Raw genomic sequence first — 20681 nt, 5'->3', positions numbered from 1 at the left:
TTAGTTTAAGCAAAAAATCATACTTTCTGCACAACACTCGTTTATAAAAGGAACGCGTTATGTCTATAAAAATGAATTCCCGATTTGATATTCCAACAACGGCACCAGAGGGATTTGAACATGAACCTGATGCAACTAAAGATTTTTGGCATCACCAAAAATTAAATACATTGCCACCTTGTGACTATATTTCTCCTTATTCTCGTCATAAACCTTTACCTACTCCGGATGTAGAAAAACGTAAAGCTTGGATCATCGGTGGTGGCGTTGGTGGACTTGCCGCTGCATTTTACCTTATTCGTGACGGTCATATGCCAGGTAAAAACATTACCATTTTAGAAGAAATGGATGTTGCTGGCGGCTCTATGGATGGTTCTGGAGATCCAGAAAACGGCTACATAATTCGCGGTGGCCGTGAAATGACTTGGAACTATGATACCTTGTGGGATATATTCCAAGAAATACCTGCACTTGAACTACCAGAAGGTTATTCTGTACTTGACGAATATCGCCTCATTAACGACAACGATCCTAATTACTCTAAAGCACGGTTAATTAAAACAAGCGGTGAGATTTTAGATGATAAGGACTTTGGACTAAGTAAGTCTCAACAGTGGGAAGTGCTCCGCCTCATACTAAAACGTAAAGATACATTAGACGACATCAGCATTGAAGAGTATTTCAGTGAAGGTTTTTTAAAGACTAATTTTTGGTTTTTATTCCGCACTATGTTTGCCTTTAAAAACTGTCATAGCTTGTTAGAAATGAAACTGTATTTACATCGTTTCCTTGACGCTATTGATGGCTTTGGTGATATGTCTACTTTAGTGTTTCCTAAGTACAATCAATACGACACCTTTATTAAACCACTGCAAAAGTACTTACGTGATAAAGGCGTTACGTTTCAGTTTAATACTTGTGCACATGATCTTGATATCAATTTCACAGGCGATAAAAAAACAGTGACAGCTATCAAAACCGTTATTGATGGTAAAGAACAACAAATTGCAGTGGCACCACAAGATTTAGTCTTTGCTCTTAATGGCTCCATGACTGAACAAACTGCTTATGGTGATATGGACAGCGTTCCTGTTCTTACTTGTGAAAACGATGATCCCGGTAAAAATAGCGGTTGGGATTTATGGAAAAACTTAGCGGTAAAATCGCCGGTATTTGGTAAACCTGATAAGTTTTGTGGCAATGTTGAACAGTCTATTTGGGAGTCAGCTACGCTAACATGTAAACCGTCACCGCTGGTTGATAAATTACAAACATTAGCCGCTAACGATCTTTATTCTGGCCGAGCTGCAACAGGCGGTATTATTACCATGACGGATTCAAACTGGTTATTGAGTGTTACTTGTAATCGCCAACCACATTATCCAGAGCAACCTGACGACTTATTAGTGATATGGGTTTACGGTTTACTTATGGATAAGAAAGGCAATCGAGTTAAAAAAACCATGGCTGAATGTACTGGTAGAGAAATTCTTGAGGAGCTTTGTTTTCACCTTGGTATTGTTGAGCAACTTGATGAAGTGATTGCCAACACTAAAATTCGTACTGCATTAATGCCTTACATTACTGCGCAATTTATGACTCGTGCGTCAGGCGATAGACCAAAACCTGTGCCAGAAGGTTGTACTAATTTAGGCTTTGTTGGTCAGTTTGTTGAAACGCGCAACGACGTTATCTTTACTATGGAAACATCCATTAGAAGTGCGCGTGTTGGCGTGTATAAGCTATTGAATATTCCTAAGCAAGTGCCAGATATTAGCCCTACGCAATATGATATTCGTAACATGATCAAAGGCGCAAGAGCACTTAACAGTGGCAAGCCTTTCTTTGGTGAGCGTTTGTTGCATAGGTTACTGGATAAAACGTATTTTGCTCACATCTTACCTCCACTACCAGAGCCTGAAGAGAAAAAACAATGGCATTTTGAAGAAGAAATGAATGAACTGCTCGGCAAAGGTAATACGGTAATGCACAAGCTTGGTGGTTGGATAAGCTCACTTAGAGATAGCTTTATAACGAAAACGAAGTAAGCAGAGCTCAACTTATTATAAGTTTAACTTTTTCTTTGTTGTCATTAGAAAATTACGCCAACGTTTAGCTCATAAACTGAGTAAAACGTTGGCGATAATAACTAGCGATTAGCTATTTTCATGAAGGTAACTTTTGCCCCCCCACACTGATGAACAATACGATACAAAATAGCTAACACTCATCATGACAACTGAGCAGGTAAAATAATACCGCCAATACCCCGACGCAATATCTACATCATGCTAAATTCAAAGACTATCTGGGCCAACGCGTACAACTAACTTACCAAAATTATCGCCTTTTAATAAGCCGATAAATGCATTAACTGAATTTTCAAGTCCCTCAACCATTTGCTCTTTATATTTGATGTCACCAGCTGTTAACCATTTAGCCATTTGTTCGCTAAATTCATTATAACGATGGCCATAGTCATCAAACACGATAAAGCCTTGCATTTTAATACGCTTAATTAACAATGTGCCCATTAATAATGACAATCTGTCAGGACCACTTGGTAATTCAGTCGCATTATATTGTGATATAAGGCCACATAAAGGGATACGGGCTGAGCTATTTAATAATGGCATAACAGCATCAAATACTTTTCCGCCAACATTCTCAAAGTAAACATCAATACCTGATGAACAAGCTGTCGCTAGTTGTTCAGCTAAATCATCTGAATAATGATCTAAACAAGCATCAAAGCCTAAGGTATCAACCGCATATTTACATTTAGTATCGCCACCGGCAATACCAATAACTTTACAGCCTTTCAATTTGGCTATTTGTCCAACTAAGCTTCCTACTGCACCTGTTGCTGCAGCAACGACAACAGTTTCACCTGCTTTAGGTTGGCCAATATCAAGTAGCCCCATATAGGCTGTTAACCCTGGCATACCTAAAACACCTAATGCATATGATGGGTTGACCATATTATTGTCAAGTTTAAGTAATTCACTGCCATTGATAACACTATAATCTTGCCAGCCACCAAAAGCGACAACCCAATCGCCTTTTTTATAATCAGCATGGTTTGATTCTTCTACTCGACAAACACTGCCCCCAACCATTACTTCATTAATACCAACTGGCTCGGCATATGATTTCGCATCATTCATACGGCCACGCATGTATGGGTCTAATGAAAGAAACACGGTACGAAGCAATACTTCATTTGCTTTAGGTGTCGGCTTTTCACTCGTTACTAGGTTAAAATTTTCGCTCACTGGGGCACCAAAAGGTCTTGATGCCAAGAGCATTTGACGATTTATATCCGTTGTTTGAGTCATATTACTTCCTATTATCTTTTATAGTGCTTGAGTTAAAATTTCACGGCTTATGTCTAACGTAATATCGCTATGTTCACCTAACGCGGTCATGCCGTGTTGTTCTAATCGCTCAACTAATAAATCAATATCTTTACTACCAAGCTCGACATCAGATAAACGTGTAGGCACTTGCATTTTTTCGAAGAATGCTTCAGTTAATTGTATTGCTTGGTCAATACGTGTGTTTTCATCACCTTTATTTACTCCCCACACGCGCGATGCATATTGCAGTAATTTTTCACGTTTTTTTTCTTTACAAACCTTCATCACTGCCGGTAACACAATAGATAATGTCCGCGCATGATCAATACCAAAAGCACCAGTTAATTCGTGCCCAATCATATGTGTTGACCAATCTTGTGGTACACCCGCACCTATTAAGCCATTTAATGCCATGGTTGCAGACCACATAATATTGGCTCTGACTTCTAAATCATCTTTCGTTTCAGCTGCTAAAGCTTTAGGGCCTTCTTCAATTAGCGTTTGCAACAAACCTTCACTAAAGCGATCTTGCACCTTGCCATTAACACTGTAAGTTAAATACTGCTCAATTGTGTGAACAAAAGCATCAACCACACCATTACTAATTTGGCGATCTGATAACGACAAGGTGACTGTTGGATCTAGTACTGCAAATAATGGACGAACTAAAGGGCTAGCAAAAGGTAGTTTATTGCCATCTCGAGTCACTACAGAGTTACCATTACTTTCTGAGCCTGTAGCCGGTAATGTTAATATTGCCCCAAGCGGTAAGGCTTTAGTGATAGTTGCTTGTTTCGCTAGAATATCCCAAGGATCATTTCCTTCAGTATCCCCTTCATACAAAGCCGCGGCAGCAATAAATTTTGCGCCATCAACTACAGAGCCGCCACCTACCGCCAATAAATAATCAATTTTTTCGGCTTTAATGATATCTTGTGCTTTCATCAAGGTATCGTACGTTGGGTTTGGTTCAATTCCTGAAAACTCAAACCAAGTATGCTCAGTAAGCGCATTAACAACTTGTTGATATACGCCATTACCTTTAATGGAACCACCACCATAAACCACTAATACTCTTGCATTTAAAGGGATTTCTTTTGAAATAACCTTGATTTGGCCTTCGCCAAAGTTAATTTTTGTTGGATTTTGAAAATTAAAATTTAACATATATAGTCCTGTATTTGTCTGTAACGATTTAGCTAAGTTAATTAGTTAAATAACTTAGCTAAACGAAGTAATTTATTTAAGCTGAAAGATGAGTGAGTAATTTTTCTGCAGCTAATGCTGAACTAGCTGGGTTTTGCCCAGTAATAATTAAGCCATCTTGTACAGCAAAGGGATGAAAATCTTGCGCTTTTTGATATTCAGCACCACGCTTAATCAGTTCATCTTCTAGTAAGAATGGTACAACATCTGTTAACTGAACTGCTGCTTCTTCACTATTAGTGAAACCTGTTACAGCTTTGCCTTTTATAACAAAATTATCTGACACATCTTTTACATTTAATAAGGCAGTACTTGCATGACAAACAGTTGCAACAGCTTTCTCTGCATTTAAAAAGTTTTCAATTAAAGTGATAGAGTCAGTATTATCAGTAAGATCCCATAATGGGCCATGCCCCCCAGGATAAAAAACACCATCAAAATCTGCCGCACTCACTGAAGCTAGTTTTACTGTTGTGGCAATTTTAGCTTGTGCCTCAGAGTCAGCATCATAACGCTCTGTTGCTGCAGTTTGAAAGTCGGCTAATGTACTTGTTGGATCAATAGGTGCTTGTCCACCTAGAGGTGTAGCTAACGTTACTTCAACGCCGGCATCGATAAAAGCATAATAAGGAGCAGCAAACTCTTCAACCCAAAAGCCTGTTTTATTACCTGTGTTGCCTAGTTCATCGTGCGAAGTAAGTACCATCAATATTTTTTTAGTCATTCTTATTTATCCTTTTATCTATATACTTAGAAGTATGTAAGTCTCTTACAATTGTTTATTCATTTTCAATACAGCTAGTATATGCTTCAGCCTCCAAGTGAACAATGCAGATAAAACTAACAACTTTGTATCAATAATTGATACAATAATTAAAAAGTTTTTATTAGAGGGGTTTATGGATATATCATTTGAACAGCTCAAAAGTATGGTTGTATTTGCACAAGTTATTGAACAAGGAAGTTTAAGTGCTGCGGCAAAACACCTAGGCTTATCCCGAGCAGTGGTCAGTTATCATTTAAAAAAGCTTGAAGCACAACTAGAAGTAAAATTACTTAACCGCTCTACCCGATCCATTAATCTTACCGAAGCAGGCCAAGGATATTATGAACGCTGTCGTATAATTTCTGAACAAGCGAGTGCAGCTAATCAACAAATAGAGAATTTTAAAAATGAGCCTATTGGGCTACTTAAAATAACGTGTCCGGTGAATATTGGTTTACAAACCGTTGTACCGGCACTAAATGAATTTAAAAAAATCTATCCTAAAATATCACTTGATGTAATGCTAACAGATGAAGTTGTTAACATTATGAAAGAAGGCATTGATTTAGCTATTCGTGGCGCGCCTTTACTTGATTCTGGTTTGCAAGCAAGTAAATTAGCCACATTACAAACGTGTTTGTGTGGTGCTCCTGAGTATTTCCTTCAGTATGGCCGACCAAAAAACCCTGCCGATTTAAGTAATCATCAATGGATCATTTACAAGCTAACGTCAGGTGTAGTTACGTTAACTAAAGGTAGTCGTTCATTCAGCATTACGACAAAAGGCAGCATTAGTACCAATAATGCTGCTGCACGAACTTCTTTCGTTGAAGCAGGACATGGTTTAGGCCGGATACCTACTTATGATGCGTTACCAAAAATAAAAGCAGGCACATTAGAAACAGTACTGGATGATTACCAACTTAGTGATATTAATGTGTATGGCGTATTTCCTCCAGGCACAGCTAATTCGAAAAAGCTTAGGTTACTGCTTAATTATTTAAAAGAATATTTCACAAGTCAAATAAGTATAACAACAGCCTAAAGGTATACTCCGTTATACATAGCACCAGAGAATACGTAAAGTCATTAAGTATTCTCTGGTAATATTCCTTCAATACCATTAAACGAATTTAATATGTTTCTAATCCGCTCTGAAAATACGCTGGTATTTAATTGTGGAACTCGGGCTAAGTCCACTTGATAATTTTCTTTACGCCAATCTTCTTCAAAGTCCGACTTTTCTGCTGATTTGTGAAGTTCACGTGTATTAGCTGATATTTTAGCAATCGCTTTTATATCATTTTTTTGACTAAAACGAGGAACGCAAGAAAACATAAAGTTTTCGTCTACATGCCTATCACTTAATCGAATTAGCTCTGCCATTAATTGATAACAAACATTATTAAAGGTGAGTTTATTAATGATTAACACAATAAGTTGATCATGCTCTATTTCATCTAAGTGACTTGAAGCCTCAAGACATACTTTTAATTCAAGTATCCAATATTTTTCATGTCGGTTTTCAATATTAATTACCTGAAACTTAGCTTGTTCATAGCGCAAATTATCCAGCTCTTGTTGTAGTTCTAACCATGAAATTTCAGTCTCTTTACTTCTAATTTCTTGGCTATTAATCAACATAGTCACATCATGATGACAATTTAATGGTGTTGTTGTTTTGTTAAACGCTTTTAAACGAAATAGCTCTCTTACTTCATGCTCTCTCACCTTTTTTATCGCAAGAAAAGCGGTTTGTATTATTTCAGCACTAGGTAATTTAGGTTCTACTCGCCATTTACGCCCATACATTATTTTAAGTTTTTTATCTTTTACTGCTGAAACGCCATCACTTGATTTCTGATTCTGATGAAGAATAGAGTGACTTTCATAATTATTACCTTTGTAGTTATCGGCGCCGATGATACCAACTTGTATATAAATCCCTTGATTATCTTCTGAAACAAATATGGGATATCTATCGCAATAACTTATTTTTAAAATTAGCTCCTCTACACTCGCTAACGTGTGTCGATATTTAAGATAATGCTGTGGTATGCAAAAACTGCCATTATCAAGTTGTGCTTTGGGCGCATTTTCAGCAGAAAACTCACCATTAAATAATTGAATGATTTTCATATAGGTAACTCATCAGTTCAGCTTGTCATTATTTTTATCGCAATTGACAGGTAATACGTTTTAATTTCTTACCTAGACCACAAAATTAAAATAAATTATTCATCAATATAAAATTATTTTAATAAAACCGTTAACAACGCAATCATATAAGCTTTAAAAGAAAGATTTATGACAAAAAAAACCACCAAGCCAAAAAGTGATGAAAAAGGAGGGGTATGCACTATATTTCAATAATTTACAATACTAACAACCCAACTGGGCAGCTATGAATATTCTCTCATTCTATAATGCTATTGATTGTAAAACCGTTCCACTTGAATAGAGATAATGCAAATGTAATTAACAACATTTTCAAGCAGAACGGCTATAGTGAATAAATATGCTAAGAAGCTACCTCGATGTAGTGCCTTTCTAAACATTAATAACCAAGTTAGGTCAATAACTTAAGGGGTAACATGAAAAATCATACCTTAGGTTACATTATTTATTCTATTTTTCTCTGAGTTTATTGGTAGCAAAAAGAGATATTAAACCATCTGCTATAACCCCTCGCCAAGAAAAATAATCATGCCCAGCACCGTATTCTTGATAATGAGTTTCGTAGCCTTTTGCTAATAAAACATCACGTAAATGGCGATTAGTCTCTAAAATTCCATCACCAACGCCACGAGAGTTTTCAAATAAACCTGCGCTTAAGAATAAACGAACTGCTTTTTTATCCATCGCTATGACTTCAGAAGCTACAAAATGTTTATCATTTTCAGTCTGAGCTTTGGGACTCCACCAAAATGACCCTGACATAGAGATAACATTGCCAAATATCTCAGGATGACGTAATGCTATCGTCGTTGCTGCTAATCCACCATAACTAGAGCCAGCAATAACCGTTTTTTCTTTTGGTATTATCATTGGTAACCTCTGCTTTATTTGAGGAATAAGTTCATTAGCCAAAACATCAGCAAATATGCTATTAGCTGGCAATTCACGAGCACGAGCTTCACGATCAGGATTACTGATAAAAACGGTAATAACAGGAGGAATAGCGCCTTCTGCCATTAAATTATCGAGTATTGTTGGCAAGTTGACCAATTCTATGTAAGCCTGCGCATCAAAAATATATAGCAGTACAGCATCCTTTTTATTTTTCTTAGTCATTAGAGGAGAATAAATAGTTATCTCGCGAGTATTCGCTAAGGTACTGCTCGTAAAATAAAATTGAGAAAATGTCCCTTTTGGCTTTATTTCTGTTGAATCGATCATAGGGTTTTTAGGCGCACCTTCAAGAGTGATAGTTGATTTCGTACTAAACTTGTCAAAACCCGAAGATGACCAAGGGTAATGGTTGTACGGATCAACCTGAGCCACAGCTTTTATAGCAACTCGACGAGCAAAACCAGTTAGTGGCGGTTGCGGCACATCAGGGGCTATTTGATAAGATAAATGAGTATTGTCAGGTACAATAAAACTTTTATACCAGGTATCAGAATTAGCAAGCCTTTGTAGGGACTCATGATTGTTAGAAGGCGCCCCAATAAGTTTAACATTTTTGTACGAACCTCTTGCCAAAAAAGTCATCAAAGTTCCGTTAGGTGTATTTTCAATCAATGGCGTCCCTGTTCTCTCTATCATTTTCCAAAAATTCTCAGTACTTTGCCCTTTTCGAAGCTCATCATTTAATGACGATATTACCGGACTTAAAATCTTACTTTGGTCATCAGGGATTTGTTCTTTTAAGCTAATACGATTTTCAAGCACAATATGGTATGAACCAGAGCCTGATATATGCCATATTTCATCACAATTTTTAGCGACTGAATAAAAATCTTGTTTCCCATTTTTGTTATCAATTAAACGTCTTGATAAATCACCCTTTGCATTAATAACATCAACCGTTATAGGGTGACTATTCTCAATATATCCCGTTAGATAGTCTCCTTTTTCACAGGGTACGATTATTTTTATCGTTTTAAAGTTTTGATTGAGTTCATTTTTTTTACTCTGAGTGTCATTAAATCTACCTGTTAAAGCATTACTAACCGTTAAGTTTGATAAAGCTGATGAAGTTATTTCAGCACTCAATACCGAAAATTGAATTAAAGATATTAGACACATAGTTCCAAGTCCACCCAGTTTAGCTCCCTTAACAAACACTTCTTTACTTATCATTAATTACCCCTTTTTACCTTGATTTTCGATTAGTTATTTAACGGAATCACAATAAAAATATACTAAGCATGTGAAAAAAATGAATAATAACCCATTTTTCTCATTAACGCTATTAACAATCATTATCATTTAGGTTAGTATTCGCAACGATTGAACCCCAATAACAATTTGGCAAACCTTATCGATTAATAATCATGCTTTGCCTTTGATCATTTTTCTAAAATATAATGGAATTCTAAATGAAAACTAATAACTTACGGTTAAATAAAGTTGCTGTGGCCTGTGCGGCAGTATTATCAGTAAACTGCTCTTCTGTTCTAGCTTCTGAAGAAACTGAAAAAAAAATAGAAGTAATCAACGTTGTTGGTCACAAGCTGACCGAACTTAGTGAAGAAAATAATGGTGGTGCTTTAGGTAATAGATCCCTACTTGACACGCCATTCTCTGTTGATGTTATTTCACTACAAGATATGGAGATTCGTCAGGTAAATACTTTAGACAGTTTATTCAGTCGTGAAGCTTCCGTTTCTGTAGATGGCAGCGCCTATAGTGCCTTTGGTAATACAGTGCGCGTACGTGGTTTAAATTTAGATTACACGCAAAGCTTTAAAGTTAATGGTATGTCTATTAACAGTTTTAGTGGTGAATTGCCATACGAAGCTTTTGAGCAAGTAACCTTAATAAAAGGTGCGACTGGTTTTATGTACGGTATGGCTGCACCCGGAGGCATAATTAATTATGTCACTAAAAAAGCAACTGATGATGCTATTAGCGTTAATGTAGGAATGCGTAGTGATAGTGTTTTCAGTGGACATCTTGATGCCAGTACTCGCATAGGTGATAACGACGATTACGGCTTACGTGTTAATTTGGTTAAAGAAAAAGGTGATACTTATTTAGATGGTGGCTCGATAGATCGTGAAACAGTATCATTAGCGTTTGATGCTCAACTAACCGACTCTTTATATTGGACAGTAGATATTATATCTAATGACCGATTAGTTGAAAACTCATGGACTCAATTTAGTAATGGTTTAGACAGCGATGACTCTTTACCTAAACCAGTCAATGGCACACATAATCTTGCTGCCGAAGGTACCTTTGACCGTTACGAAAATTTAATAGCGCTAACAAGTTTAAAATGGGAAATCAATGACAACTGGCATGCTAGCATTGATTATGATCATTCTAAAAATGAAACTCGTTGGGTTAAAAACTTAGACAGCATATTAAATAGCGATGGCGATATCAGTATTAGCTTATATGAGCAATATTTTGATGTTGAATATGATCAATTCCAAGGGTTACTTACGGGTAAAATCAATACCGGTAATATTAGTCATAACCTAGTTATTGGAGCGTCTCATCAAAAAGCAATAACATACCGAAATGACGGCGGTATTTACGGTCGTTTAGTAACTCGAGGTTATGCTGTTGACAATTTATATAACCCTGTTGAGGTTAAAACCTACAGCGCTGATTTAGAAAAAGATATACAAATGGCTTGGTCCGATACACAAACGTCTATGTTCATCAGTGACTTTATATCGATAACAAAACAGTGGGAAGTGCTGGTTGGTATTAGATCAAACAAAATTGAACATAGAGCCAGTGACTATTTTTCTTCACATGATGATTTAAATGATTCAGCCGTTAGCCCAACAGTGGCATTAATCTACAAACCCAGTGAAAATACTTCTTACTACATGAGCTATGTAGAATCTTTTGAAGGTAAAACAGGTGTTGTTAGTGAAGATTATGCCAATGCTGACGAATTACTTCCACCGCTAGAGAGCTCTCAGTATGAGCTTGGTCTTAAAACTGCTGGAGATGGCTGGTCTATTACCTCTGCACTATTTCGTATTGAACGCGGTGCGACTCTTGTTACCAATGACAATTATTTAATTCAAGACGGAATAAGTCTTTACCAAGGATTAGAATTTAGTGGTGCATTAGAGTTCTCTGAGAATTTATCACTGTATGGTGATTTTATGCTATTGAGTGCTGAATATGACAAAACAAGTGAGCCAATTGAAGGTAACAATGTTGCAGGTGCACCTAAACAACAGTTCACCCTACAAACTAATTACAATGTTGCTGCTATTCCAGGGCTAACAGTAAACTTAGGTGGAAAATACCATGGTGTAACCACGGTAGATTCAAACAATACTTGGGAATTGCCTTCCTATACTATTTTTTATGGTGGTGCGAGTTACAGTACAAAGTTAGCTGAAAAAGACCTTACCGTTATCGCGACGATAGATAATTTATTTGATAAAGAATATTGGGCAAATAGTGATTCATATGGTGGTTTACGCATTGGTGAACCCAGAACATTTGCTGTGAAAGTAAAAATGGATTTCTAACACTATTTATTTAACAAATAAATAACTATGTCGTTTTATACAATATAGATACCCATACTATTTCTGTTTTGGGTATCTATATTTAACATTGAGAGTTTTTAATATGTGGCAATTATTGGCACTACTATTTATTTTTTTTGGCGTATTTATTGTATATTCCACTAATAAAAATCAAAATTTATTTCGCAAACCATTAACAAAAAAATGGCGAACACTGGGTTACTTATGTTGGCTATTATCACTAGTTTCTTGCCTTCAAACACAGGTGCTTGCTGCTGCACTATTCACTTGGCTTTTTGTACTTTTAACCACTTTAGCTTGTATCCCTTTCCTTAGTTTAATGATTACACCGAACAAAAATAACGGATCTAATAAAGGAGCATCATCATGAGTAGGTTAACCTCAGAACAAAAGATTCAACCCCATTGGTGGGTTAAAACATTTGCCGGAACAATTTTGGGTTTAACATTAGCTTACGCTTTTGTTGCTATTTTTGCTTGGTTTGGTCCTGGAGGCTTAGATGCCCCTGCAAAAGGTCAATTCAATATGTGGGTGCTTTCTCCCATTGCATTGTTTGTATTGTCATTTACCTATTTATTTAAAACAGCGTTAAAAGCTGTTGTATATCTATTATCTGCGAACATTATCGTTTACAGCGTATTTTTTCTTTTAAGGTGGTTATCATGAGAGTTCGTGGCGATATACTTAGAACCTACCAATCTGTACATACATGGACAGGCATTGTTGCTGGCTTAGTTTTATTTATCGGCTTTTATGCTGGCTCCCTTACTATGTTTGAGGAAGAAATTACTCAATGGGCAACGCCTCCAAGTCATCACCTTCCACAGGTCACTATAGATAAAATAGATAATTTAATCACTAAAGCCCTAGACACCTCAGAAAACGCGCAACAAGGTTTTAAAATAAATTTCAATGACGCAAGCTCCCCGATGACTTGGTATGAAAAAAAAGGAGGACGAGGTTTATATTTAGATAATGTTATGGTGCATGCCACCCTATCAGCTCAAGGAGATTTAATTACTCGAACGGAGCCTACCAATGAACTAGGTGATTTAATTGACATGTTACACCGTACGGCAGGTATTGCAGGAAAAGTTGGACACGAAAACCTAGGTGTTTTAGTGCTTGGTGTTGCTTCTATACTTTACTTTTTAGCCTTAGTTTCAGGTGTTATTTTTCTACTACCTACGTTAGTAAAAACTTTTTTTTCTGTTAGAAAAAATAAAGGCGCAAACCGATTTTGGTTAGACAGCCATAACCTAGTTGGCGTTGTGAGTCTTCCTTTTCATTTAATAATTGCTTGGTCTGTTGTGGTATTTGCTTTTCACGACGTATTATATGATGGTTTAGACTTAGTATATGGTAAACAACCCATATTTGAACAAGCGAAAAGTGCGCCAGTAAACTACTCTGCGAGCCAACTACCACCTATTTCAACATATATAGATAAGGTCAATGAGCTAACTGAGGGTTATAGTATCAAATACATTGAGTTTTCGCGCTTATCAACTCAACGCCCTTCTGTTGCAATAAGTGTGATGAATACAGCTGAAATGATGCGTAATAACACTGGCGACTTTATTTACATGAACCCTTACACTCTTGCTCCTGCATTTAGCAGTATTTCAATGAGCGAAGACGATTATTACGTTTCTTATGTCGCGAGCTTCTTTTCTTTACACTTTGGTGGATTTGGCGGTGAATTAGGCCGTTGGTTGTACTTTGTGATGGGCTTACTCGGTGCTTTTTTATTTTACAGCGGTAACTTGCTTTGGTTAGAAAAACGAAGACAAAAGAAACCGATTCAGAGTAAATCTAACCGTTTTATGGCTAATCTAACTATTGGTGTATGTTTAGGCTCGATATTAGCGGTCGTTGTTACTTTATTAGCAAGTAAGTGGTTATATTTGATTAACGCAAAAATTAACAATAGTTATGTAACTTGTTACTACCTAGTATTTTTTGCTGTTTTAATTTATAGCTTTGTTTTTGGCGCCGCAAAAAGTGCTATTCATATGCAAAAAATCATTGCTTTAACTTGTTTATGTATTCCTATTACAACACTTGTTGCTATAACAACACCAATCTTTAGCCAGTGGAATTTAAATGCGTTTAGCAATAGTGCTATTGATATATCCGCTTTAATTTTTGCCGCTATATTTTATTATGGAGCACTAAAAACTAAAAAACGCGCATATTTTGGAGAGCGTAATAGTATTTGGGCGTTATAACAATTTATTAAACGTATATTAATAAGCCATTATTGCCTTCTACCTAAAGTATAATTAACAAAAGTAGAAGGCTGATCTTATTATGTTGGGCCTAATTAATAATGAGGAATATAAATATTAAAAGCAGTGATTAATAGAATAACGTAATATTTACTACATCTAAACAAATCAAATGAGAATGGTTATCAAATGACATTGACATAGTACAATGTTTTCTTTAATCTTGCCCCCCTATTTGTATTAAAAACCTATTAAAGAGACTGACATCATATTGTCAGAATTATGCTATGCCTCAAATAACCAAGATTAGAAAAAAAATCCTGTTGACCTTTACTAGCCTATGTCTTATTTCATCTTCTCTTGTACACGCAAATGAAGAAGTCAATGTGTATTCTTATCGCCAAGCATTTTTAGTTAAGCCTCTGTTCGACAAGTTCACTGAAAATACCGGCATCAAAGTAAATGTTATTTTTGCTAAAACAGGCATGGCAGAACGTCTAGAGCGTGAAGGTAAACATAGCCCTGCAGATGTATTATTAACTACAGATATTAGTCGACTTATTGAATTACAGGACCGTAACTTACTACAAGCAAATGACGCTGAAGTATTACTTGATGTTATTCCTAGTCAATACAGAGCAAAAGACAATACTTGGTTTGCATTAACAACGCGTGTACGAAATATTTATTCTGCCAAACGTTTAGGCACATTAGATATTAATTATGAAGACTTAGCTGATAGTAAGTATAAAGGTAGAATTTGTACACGAAGTGGTAAACACGCTTATAACATCGCACTAGTCTCTTCTATGATTGCTGAACATGGTAGCGCAGAGACACTTGTTTGGTTAGAAAAATTCAAAGAAAATTTAGCACGTAAACCTCAAGGCAATGATCGCGGACAAGTACAAGCTATTCATCAAAACTTATGTGATATTTCACTAGGAAATAGTTATTACTTCGGTAGAATGCTATCAGACGAAAAACAAAAAGTATGGGCTGAAGCGGTAAACATTAACTTTCCTAATCAAAGTAACCGTGGTGCTCATGTGAATATATCTGGCATGGGAATGGCAAAGTTCTCTCCTAATACTGGCAATGCTAAACAATTAATGGCATTTTTAATATCAAAAGAAGCACAACAACTTTATGCAGAAACAAATGTAGAATATCCAGTAAGAGCTGATGTAATGCCTTCTGAGTTAGTTGCTTCATGGGGTAAGTTTAAAGCCGATGACTTACCATTAGAAACTATTGCGAAATATAGAAAAGAAGCCCTTAAATTAATTGATCAAGCTAAATTTGATTTATAAGATGATATAATTACTCCTTGATTGCCCCGTTAAAAAATAATCTCTGGCGAACTGCCTGTTGGTTAATAGCATTACTACTCGTAATACCTATCGTAGTAATGTTGTTAGCGAGTCTCAGTTCGTCGAGTGACTTATTCTCTCACCTTTGGCAAACGGTTTTGCCAGATTATATTACTAATACGCTAATACTTGGTGTACTGGTCGTTTGCCTTACGTTAATTTTTGGTACCTTTAGTGCGGCCTTTATTGTTCACACCAATATAGTAGGTAAACGGTTTCTACGATGGCTGCTTTTATTACCCATGGCAATGCCAGGGTATTTAGTTGCTTATCTTTATACTGATGTTTTTGATTATGCAGGGCCAGTTCAACGCGCATTACGCTATTGGTTTAATTGGCAATCGCCAAATGACTACTGGTTTTTTGATATACGCACTTTACCCGGCGCCGCCGTTATTCTGGCATTAGTATTGTTTCCTTATGTTTATATGTTGGCACGAACTGCATTTGAACAACAAGATCAAAACTTATTAAGAGCCGGACGTCTATTAGGTTTATCATCAAAACAAAGCTTTTTAAAAGTTGCCCTACCTTTGGCGCGTCCTGCTATTGCAGTCGCTGCAAGTTTAGTTCTGATGGAAACATTAGCCGATTTTGCTACGGTAAATTATTTTGCGGTTAATACACTTACAACAGCGATATTCGATACTTGGTTAGGTTATGGCGACTTAGCCGCTGCAAACGCGTTAGCAAGTATCTTAATGTTGTTAATATTTTTTGTGGTTGTAGCTGAGCAACGTGCAAGAGCTGGACAAGGGCATCAGTCAAACAGGCCCAATAAAAATATAGAAGTAATAGAATTATCTTTTATACAACAATGTTTCATTGGTGCTTTTTGTTGGATATTAGTATTCGCAGGCTTCCTTGCACCTTTCATTTTATTGATTATTATGGCATTTGAATACAGTGACCTAAATCAACTAATAGCACTATTACCGCCAAGTATTAACAGCATTGAGGTATCTTTTTATGCTGCAACTATTGCAACTTTTTTAGCTCTATTATTCGGTTTGTATCGTAGACTTAGCCAAGATAAATGGCGTATGCTTCCATTAAGTTTGGCAGGTTTCGGTTATGCTATTCCTGGTACAGTCTTGGCGATGGTATTACTCGCGACTTTCGGCCCATTAGATCACATGCTTAATGAAGTCGCTGATTATTTAAGATTAGACTCTCCAGGATTATTATTATCAGGTACTATTTTTGCTGTCGTTTTTGCTTTTGTAGTTCGTTTTGCCGCTATTGCTAATGGCACAATATCCAGTGGTATTGAACAAATACCGAGATCTGTCGACTTAGCCCCAGCAAGTTTAGGTGCCGGCTTAGGTAAAATGCTAATAAAAATACATATTCCTATCCTAAAGCCTTCTATTTTAGTGGCTTGGTTATTGGTATTTGTTGAGTCGATGAAAGAGTTGCCAGCCGTACTATTATTAAGGCCTTTTAACTTTGAAACCCTGAGTATTCAAATTTATCAATTAATCTCTGATGAAATGCTAGAGCAAGGTGCATTGGGCGCTATTTTGATTGTTATTCTGGGATTACTACCTATTGTTTGGCTTAATAAAGAAAGGAAATAACATAAATGAACAACATTGAATTATTAAGCATCAAACAGCTTTCGGTGAAATTACAAAAAAAAATCATTTTATCAGATACTAATTTGACCTTAAATTTTGGTGAAATACTTGGTCTAGTAGGTCCTAGCGGTTGTGGTAAAACAACATTACTTAATACCATTGCGGGCTTTAATGAGCTGAGTACTGGTGAATTAAAAATAAACAATAGTACGCAAACTGCGATGAATATACTGACTATTAGTCCCTCTAAAAACATACCACCAGAACATCGTAATATTGGTATGATTTTTCAAGACTATGCATTATTTCCTCACTTATCGGTTAAGAAAAACATCTATTTTGGTATTGATAAATTACCTAAAAGTGAACAAGAAACACGCACGGCTGATCTACTACATTTACTTAAGTTAACCGGTTTAGAATCAAGATATCCTCATCAGCTATCTGGCGGCCAGCAGCAAAGGGTTGCTATTGCACGAGCATTGGCCCTTCAGCCTAAATTATTATTATTAGACGAACCTTTTTCAAATATTGATGCCCGTTTGCGTAATGAATTAATGTTAGAAATGCGCCAGCTTTTAAAGCAACTAAAAATGAGTGCTATTTTTGTTACACATAACAAAGATGAAGTTTTTACTTTTGCAGATAAAATAGCGGTTATGCACCAAGGAAGAATTTTACAAACAGGCAGCCCTGCTTCAGTTTGCCAATCGCCGAGTAGTTGGCAAGTTGCTGACTTTTTACAATTAGGTAGTTGGATACCCGTAAAGGCCAAAGGTAATGAATACCAAACAGCCATCGGCAGTTTTTCATCAACCAATTCAGCAATTGTAGACACGAATAATGAAGCCAATAATAAGAATTCACAAACCTTACAATTCTTGTTAAAACCGCAAGCTATTGAGTATTGTGAGGATGAAAAGGTTAATGTAACAGTAGATAATATTGCCGTTACTGAACAAGGGTTTCGTTATTTACTCAGTAGCATTGAAAGAGATTCATCATTAGCTTTTAAACAACTTAGTTTTTATAGTGAGATGTTACTCGCTCTAGGTCAAAAAATAGCGATAAAAATTAAACCGCATCCATACCAAATATATCAATAAAGTAAAAAATTAGTCTGGCCTAAATAATATTATTTACCATCGCTATATTAGCAAGATCAGCTGAGGTATTCGCATTCAGTTTACTTTTAATTTGTGTATTGTAATTGCAAATAGTTTTATAACTTAAACAAAGCTCGCTAGCGACATTATGAGCATTTAACCCTTTTGAAAGTAAGCGAAACACATCAAATTCACGTGGCGATAAAAGCTTAAGTTTATGCTTTGGTTTTTTAGCTTCGGTTAAGCATATATCATTTACTTCCGGCATTAAGCCTTCTTCAATATAACGTTTACCACTAGCAATAACAGCAACCGCCTGCGCTAATACTTCAGCAGCACTATTCTTACTAACATAACCACGTGCACCTGCTTCTAATGCACGTTCAATATAAACTTTTTCATCATGAATACTATAAACTAAAATAAGTACATTAGGGTAATGCTTGCAAAGGCGACGAATAGCTTCTAAACCACCAATACCCGGCATTGACAAGTCCATCACAACAACATCAGGTTGGAAACGTTCATACTCCTTCACGGCCAGCTCACCGCGTTCAATGTCTACAATATCACCAATATAGGGTTGAGAGTCGAGCAACATTCTAAACCCTGCCCTAACAACCATATGGTCATCAACTAATAGAACTTTAATTTTTTTTGTTTCCATTACTTTTCCTCCCAGTAAGGTAATTCCACAACAACATTAACACCGGTATTTAATACAGATTCAAATGTAAATGTTCCGCCTAAATTTTCAGCTCGCTCGCGCATTCCCAACAAACCAAAGCCAGGAGTATTAAGCTGTTTTCCTTGACCATTATCAGATACAGTAATCATGACTTTATCACCGCGTTTAACGACTAAAATAACCACTTTAGTTGCATTTGCATGTCGAACAACATTGGTTAAGCACTCCTGAACAATTCGATAGACATGAATAGTAATATCGTGACTTAAATGCTCTAAAGCTTGGTCGTAATCTAAATCGAACTGAACCTCACTACTTCGTCTTTGCCATTCTCTAACCAGCTCAGATAAGGTGGCTCCTAAGCCAAGCTCTGACAAACTTAATGGGTGTAATGTTCTCATCATAGAACGAACGACCACAGATAGATGGTTACAAATATCAACAATTGAACTAGTTACTGCCTTTACATTTGTCTTTGGTTGTTGACATGTAATCGCCATTGCCTTGATTGCTGTTAACGATTGCCCCATTTCATCATGTAACTCTCGAGACAGATTTTGTCTTTCAGCTTCTTGAATTTGCATACTGTGGCGCGCCAAAGCTTGGTTCTTCTCTTGAGCCGTTTTAAGGGCTGATGACATACCATTAATTTCTAACGCTATTGCATCAAATTCACTAATTTTAAAGTGAGGTAGTACATGATCAAAGTGCCCTTTTTCAACTTGTTTAAGTCCAGTTAAAATAGCTTTAACGGAATCCAACATTGCATTAAACACTAGGTTCACTGTCAAAAACATAATAAAAAGCATTAGCACAATAGAGCAAAAAAAAGACTTTGTTTCTTGCCAAGCTTCATTTATTTCATCCATTGGATTCGCGGTAATAACAATCGCTTTGATAGATCCATCCGCAATTTTAATATCATAATGATGTATAAAAAAGTCGACCATAACTGACTTTACAAACCAATGAGGTGTCGATTTTTTCTCATCCTTTAAATCATCATTTAGCTTAGTAGCATGGGTATTTTTAACTTGATTTACACTCTTTTTGACAGAAATATTTAAATGCCTTACTGGTTGCATTGTGGCAATCTTGTCTAGCCATGCGTCTTTCTCTTCACTAGTGGAAGAGCTTTGATTAAGGCCAAATTCAATCATTTGTACGGCTAAGTTAATTGAAGAATTCACTTCTCGCTCTACTGAGCTTCTTGCCTGCCATACAGCAATAATTGCACTAAAAATTAAAATCAACAGTACTGATGCAATTATTCTCATATTGATCAGAGCACGTATACTCATTTGTAGAATTCCAATAATGAGGTGAATAAGATAAAAAATGCACGAGCTAATTGAACTATAAGTGCTAAAATATCAAAATTTTAAGAGACAACACCCCTAAAATTTTTTCCTTATGTTTGTTTTATATAATCAATCATACGCATCATATTTAATATAGGCACTGTACGTTCGAATTATATTTCTCATACTTTTGCACTACACTCGAAATGACAATATCAGTGATGAGAATATAATCGGTGAGATGATTAATTGGGTAATTGGGTAATTGGGTAATTGGGTATTAAAATAATAACAAGGAGATATAAACAGGATATACCAATTATTAAGATGAAAGAGTCACAATTAAAGAAAGCAATAATTGATAGTTTATTGCTTTAGA

At 36.2% G+C, this 20681-nt stretch carries 15 protein-coding genes; 8 read left to right on the top strand and 7 right to left on the bottom strand.

The genetic code is table 11. The features are described 5' to 3' along the window. Positions 1 to 59 precede the first annotated feature (59 nt). On the top strand, positions 60 to 2048 hold the full coding sequence (locus Q4503_RS13665) for an oleate hydratase (protein WP_303602603.1): 1989 nt from the start codon (positions 60 to 62) through the stop codon (positions 2046 to 2048). Positions 2049 to 2297: 249 nt separating this feature from the next. Here the strand turns inward: Q4503_RS13665 and Q4503_RS13660 are convergent, their stop codons facing one another. The 3 genes from Q4503_RS13660 to Q4503_RS13650 all read right to left on the bottom strand — a co-directional run bounded on the left by Q4503_RS13660 (position 2298) and on the right by Q4503_RS13650 (position 5289). Beyond that, positions 2298 to 3338, bottom strand: coding sequence for an NADP-dependent oxidoreductase (locus Q4503_RS13660; protein WP_303602602.1), 1041 nt, complete (start codon positions 3336 to 3338; stop codon positions 2298 to 2300). Positions 3339 to 3356: 18 nt separating this feature from the next. Next, a complete protein-coding gene (locus Q4503_RS13655) occupies positions 3357 to 4526 on the bottom strand; it encodes an iron-containing alcohol dehydrogenase (RefSeq protein ID WP_303602601.1) in 1170 nt (389 codons plus the stop codon). Positions 4527 to 4602: 76 nt separating this feature from the next. Then, positions 4603 to 5289, bottom strand: a complete 687-nt coding sequence (locus Q4503_RS13650; RefSeq protein ID WP_215972121.1) for a type 1 glutamine amidotransferase domain-containing protein — start codon at positions 5287 to 5289, stop codon at positions 4603 to 4605. Positions 5290 to 5464: 175 nt separating this feature from the next. Here Q4503_RS13650 and Q4503_RS13645 point away from each other — a divergent pair, with 175 nt between their 5' ends. Further along, on the top strand, positions 5465 to 6376 hold the full coding sequence (locus Q4503_RS13645) for a LysR family transcriptional regulator (protein ID WP_215972120.1): 912 nt from the start codon (positions 5465 to 5467) through the stop codon (positions 6374 to 6376). Positions 6377 to 6420: 44 nt separating this feature from the next. On the opposite strand, the gene Q4503_RS13640 is transcribed toward Q4503_RS13645, so the two are convergent. Together Q4503_RS13640 and Q4503_RS13635 are read right to left on the bottom strand one after the other, a co-directional pair. After that, positions 6421 to 7470 carry a hypothetical protein gene (locus Q4503_RS13640; protein ID WP_215972119.1) on the bottom strand — a complete coding sequence of 350 codons (1050 nt, stop codon included), beginning with the start codon at positions 7468 to 7470 and terminating at the stop codon, positions 6421 to 6423. A gap of 489 nt (positions 7471 to 7959) precedes the next feature. Further along, entirely contained in the window at positions 7960 to 9636 is a 1677-nt protein-coding gene (locus Q4503_RS13635) for an esterase family protein (RefSeq protein ID WP_303602600.1), read from the bottom strand. Between the two features lie 239 nt (positions 9637 to 9875). Here Q4503_RS13635 and Q4503_RS13630 point away from each other — a divergent pair, with 239 nt between their 5' ends. From Q4503_RS13630 to Q4503_RS13605, 6 genes are all read left to right on the top strand, one after another. Beyond that, on the top strand, positions 9876 to 12002 hold the full coding sequence (locus tag Q4503_RS13630) for a TonB-dependent siderophore receptor (RefSeq protein ID WP_303602599.1): 2127 nt from the start codon (positions 9876 to 9878) through the stop codon (positions 12000 to 12002). Positions 12003 to 12389: 387 nt separating this feature from the next. Further along, a complete protein-coding gene (locus Q4503_RS13625) occupies positions 12390 to 12689 on the top strand; it encodes a hypothetical protein (RefSeq protein WP_303602598.1) in 300 nt (99 codons plus the stop codon). After that, the gene (locus tag Q4503_RS13620) at positions 12686 to 14254 is read left to right on the top strand and encodes a PepSY domain-containing protein (protein WP_303602597.1); all 1569 of its coding nucleotides are present in this window, start codon (positions 12686 to 12688) and stop codon (positions 14252 to 14254) included. The genes Q4503_RS13625 and Q4503_RS13620 overlap by 4 nt, the downstream gene beginning before the upstream one ends. 287 nt (positions 14255 to 14541) lie before the next feature. Further along, positions 14542 to 15567 carry an extracellular solute-binding protein gene (locus Q4503_RS13615; RefSeq protein ID WP_303602596.1) on the top strand — a complete coding sequence of 342 codons (1026 nt, stop codon included), beginning with the start codon at positions 14542 to 14544 and terminating at the stop codon, positions 15565 to 15567. Between the two features lie 158 nt (positions 15568 to 15725). Then, positions 15726 to 17207, top strand: a complete 1482-nt coding sequence (locus Q4503_RS13610) for an iron ABC transporter permease (RefSeq protein ID WP_303602595.1) — start codon at positions 15726 to 15728, stop codon at positions 17205 to 17207. A gap of 5 nt (positions 17208 to 17212) precedes the next feature. After that, positions 17213 to 18313: an ABC transporter ATP-binding protein gene (locus Q4503_RS13605; protein ID WP_215972112.1), complete on the top strand. Its 1101-nt coding sequence runs from the start codon at positions 17213 to 17215 to the stop codon at positions 18311 to 18313. 19 nt (positions 18314 to 18332) lie between these two features. Here Q4503_RS13605 and Q4503_RS13600 read toward each other — a convergent pair whose 3' ends face one another. Continuing rightward, positions 18333 to 18980, bottom strand: coding sequence for a response regulator transcription factor (locus Q4503_RS13600; RefSeq protein WP_215972111.1), 648 nt, complete (start codon positions 18978 to 18980; stop codon positions 18333 to 18335). Next, positions 18980 to 20302: a sensor histidine kinase gene (locus tag Q4503_RS13595; RefSeq protein WP_303602594.1), complete on the bottom strand. Its 1323-nt coding sequence runs from the start codon at positions 20300 to 20302 to the stop codon at positions 18980 to 18982. The genes Q4503_RS13600 and Q4503_RS13595 overlap by 1 nt, the downstream gene beginning before the upstream one ends. Between the last annotated feature and the right edge of the window lie 379 nt (positions 20303 to 20681).

The sequence above is a fragment of the Colwellia sp. 6_MG-2023 genome, assembly GCF_030547765.1.
GTDB lineage: Bacteria > Pseudomonadota > Gammaproteobacteria > Enterobacterales > Alteromonadaceae > Colwellia.
The sequence above is the reverse complement of the archived record's forward strand: the minus strand, read 5'-3'. Positions and strand labels throughout refer to the sequence as shown.

Coding starts and splice junctions, on each gene's coding strand:
- Q4503_RS13665 (WP_303602603.1), top strand. CDS start 60: ATGTCTATAAAAATGAATTCCCGATTTGATATTCCAACAACGGCACCA.
- Q4503_RS13660 (WP_303602602.1), bottom strand. CDS start 3,338: ATGACTCAAACAACGGATATAAATCGTCAAATGCTCTTGGCATCAAGA.
- Q4503_RS13655 (WP_303602601.1), bottom strand. CDS start 4,526: ATGTTAAATTTTAATTTTCAAAATCCAACAAAAATTAACTTTGGCGAA.
- Q4503_RS13650 (WP_215972121.1), bottom strand. CDS start 5,289: ATGACTAAAAAAATATTGATGGTACTTACTTCGCACGATGAACTAGGC.
- Q4503_RS13645 (WP_215972120.1), top strand. CDS start 5,465: ATGGATATATCATTTGAACAGCTCAAAAGTATGGTTGTATTTGCACAA.
- Q4503_RS13640 (WP_215972119.1), bottom strand. CDS start 7,470: ATGAAAATCATTCAATTATTTAATGGTGAGTTTTCTGCTGAAAATGCG.
- Q4503_RS13635 (WP_303602600.1), bottom strand. CDS start 9,636: ATGATAAGTAAAGAAGTGTTTGTTAAGGGAGCTAAACTGGGTGGACTT.
- Q4503_RS13630 (WP_303602599.1), top strand. CDS start 9,876: ATGAAAACTAATAACTTACGGTTAAATAAAGTTGCTGTGGCCTGTGCG.
- Q4503_RS13625 (WP_303602598.1), top strand. CDS start 12,390: ATGAGTAGGTTAACCTCAGAACAAAAGATTCAACCCCATTGGTGGGTT.
- Q4503_RS13620 (WP_303602597.1), top strand. CDS start 12,686: ATGAGAGTTCGTGGCGATATACTTAGAACCTACCAATCTGTACATACA.
- Q4503_RS13615 (WP_303602596.1), top strand. CDS start 14,542: ATGCCTCAAATAACCAAGATTAGAAAAAAAATCCTGTTGACCTTTACT.
- Q4503_RS13605 (WP_215972112.1), top strand. CDS start 17,213: ATGAACAACATTGAATTATTAAGCATCAAACAGCTTTCGGTGAAATTA.
- Q4503_RS13600 (WP_215972111.1), bottom strand. CDS start 18,980: ATGGAAACAAAAAAAATTAAAGTTCTATTAGTTGATGACCATATGGTT.
- Q4503_RS13595 (WP_303602594.1), bottom strand. CDS start 20,302: ATGAGTATACGTGCTCTGATCAATATGAGAATAATTGCATCAGTACTG.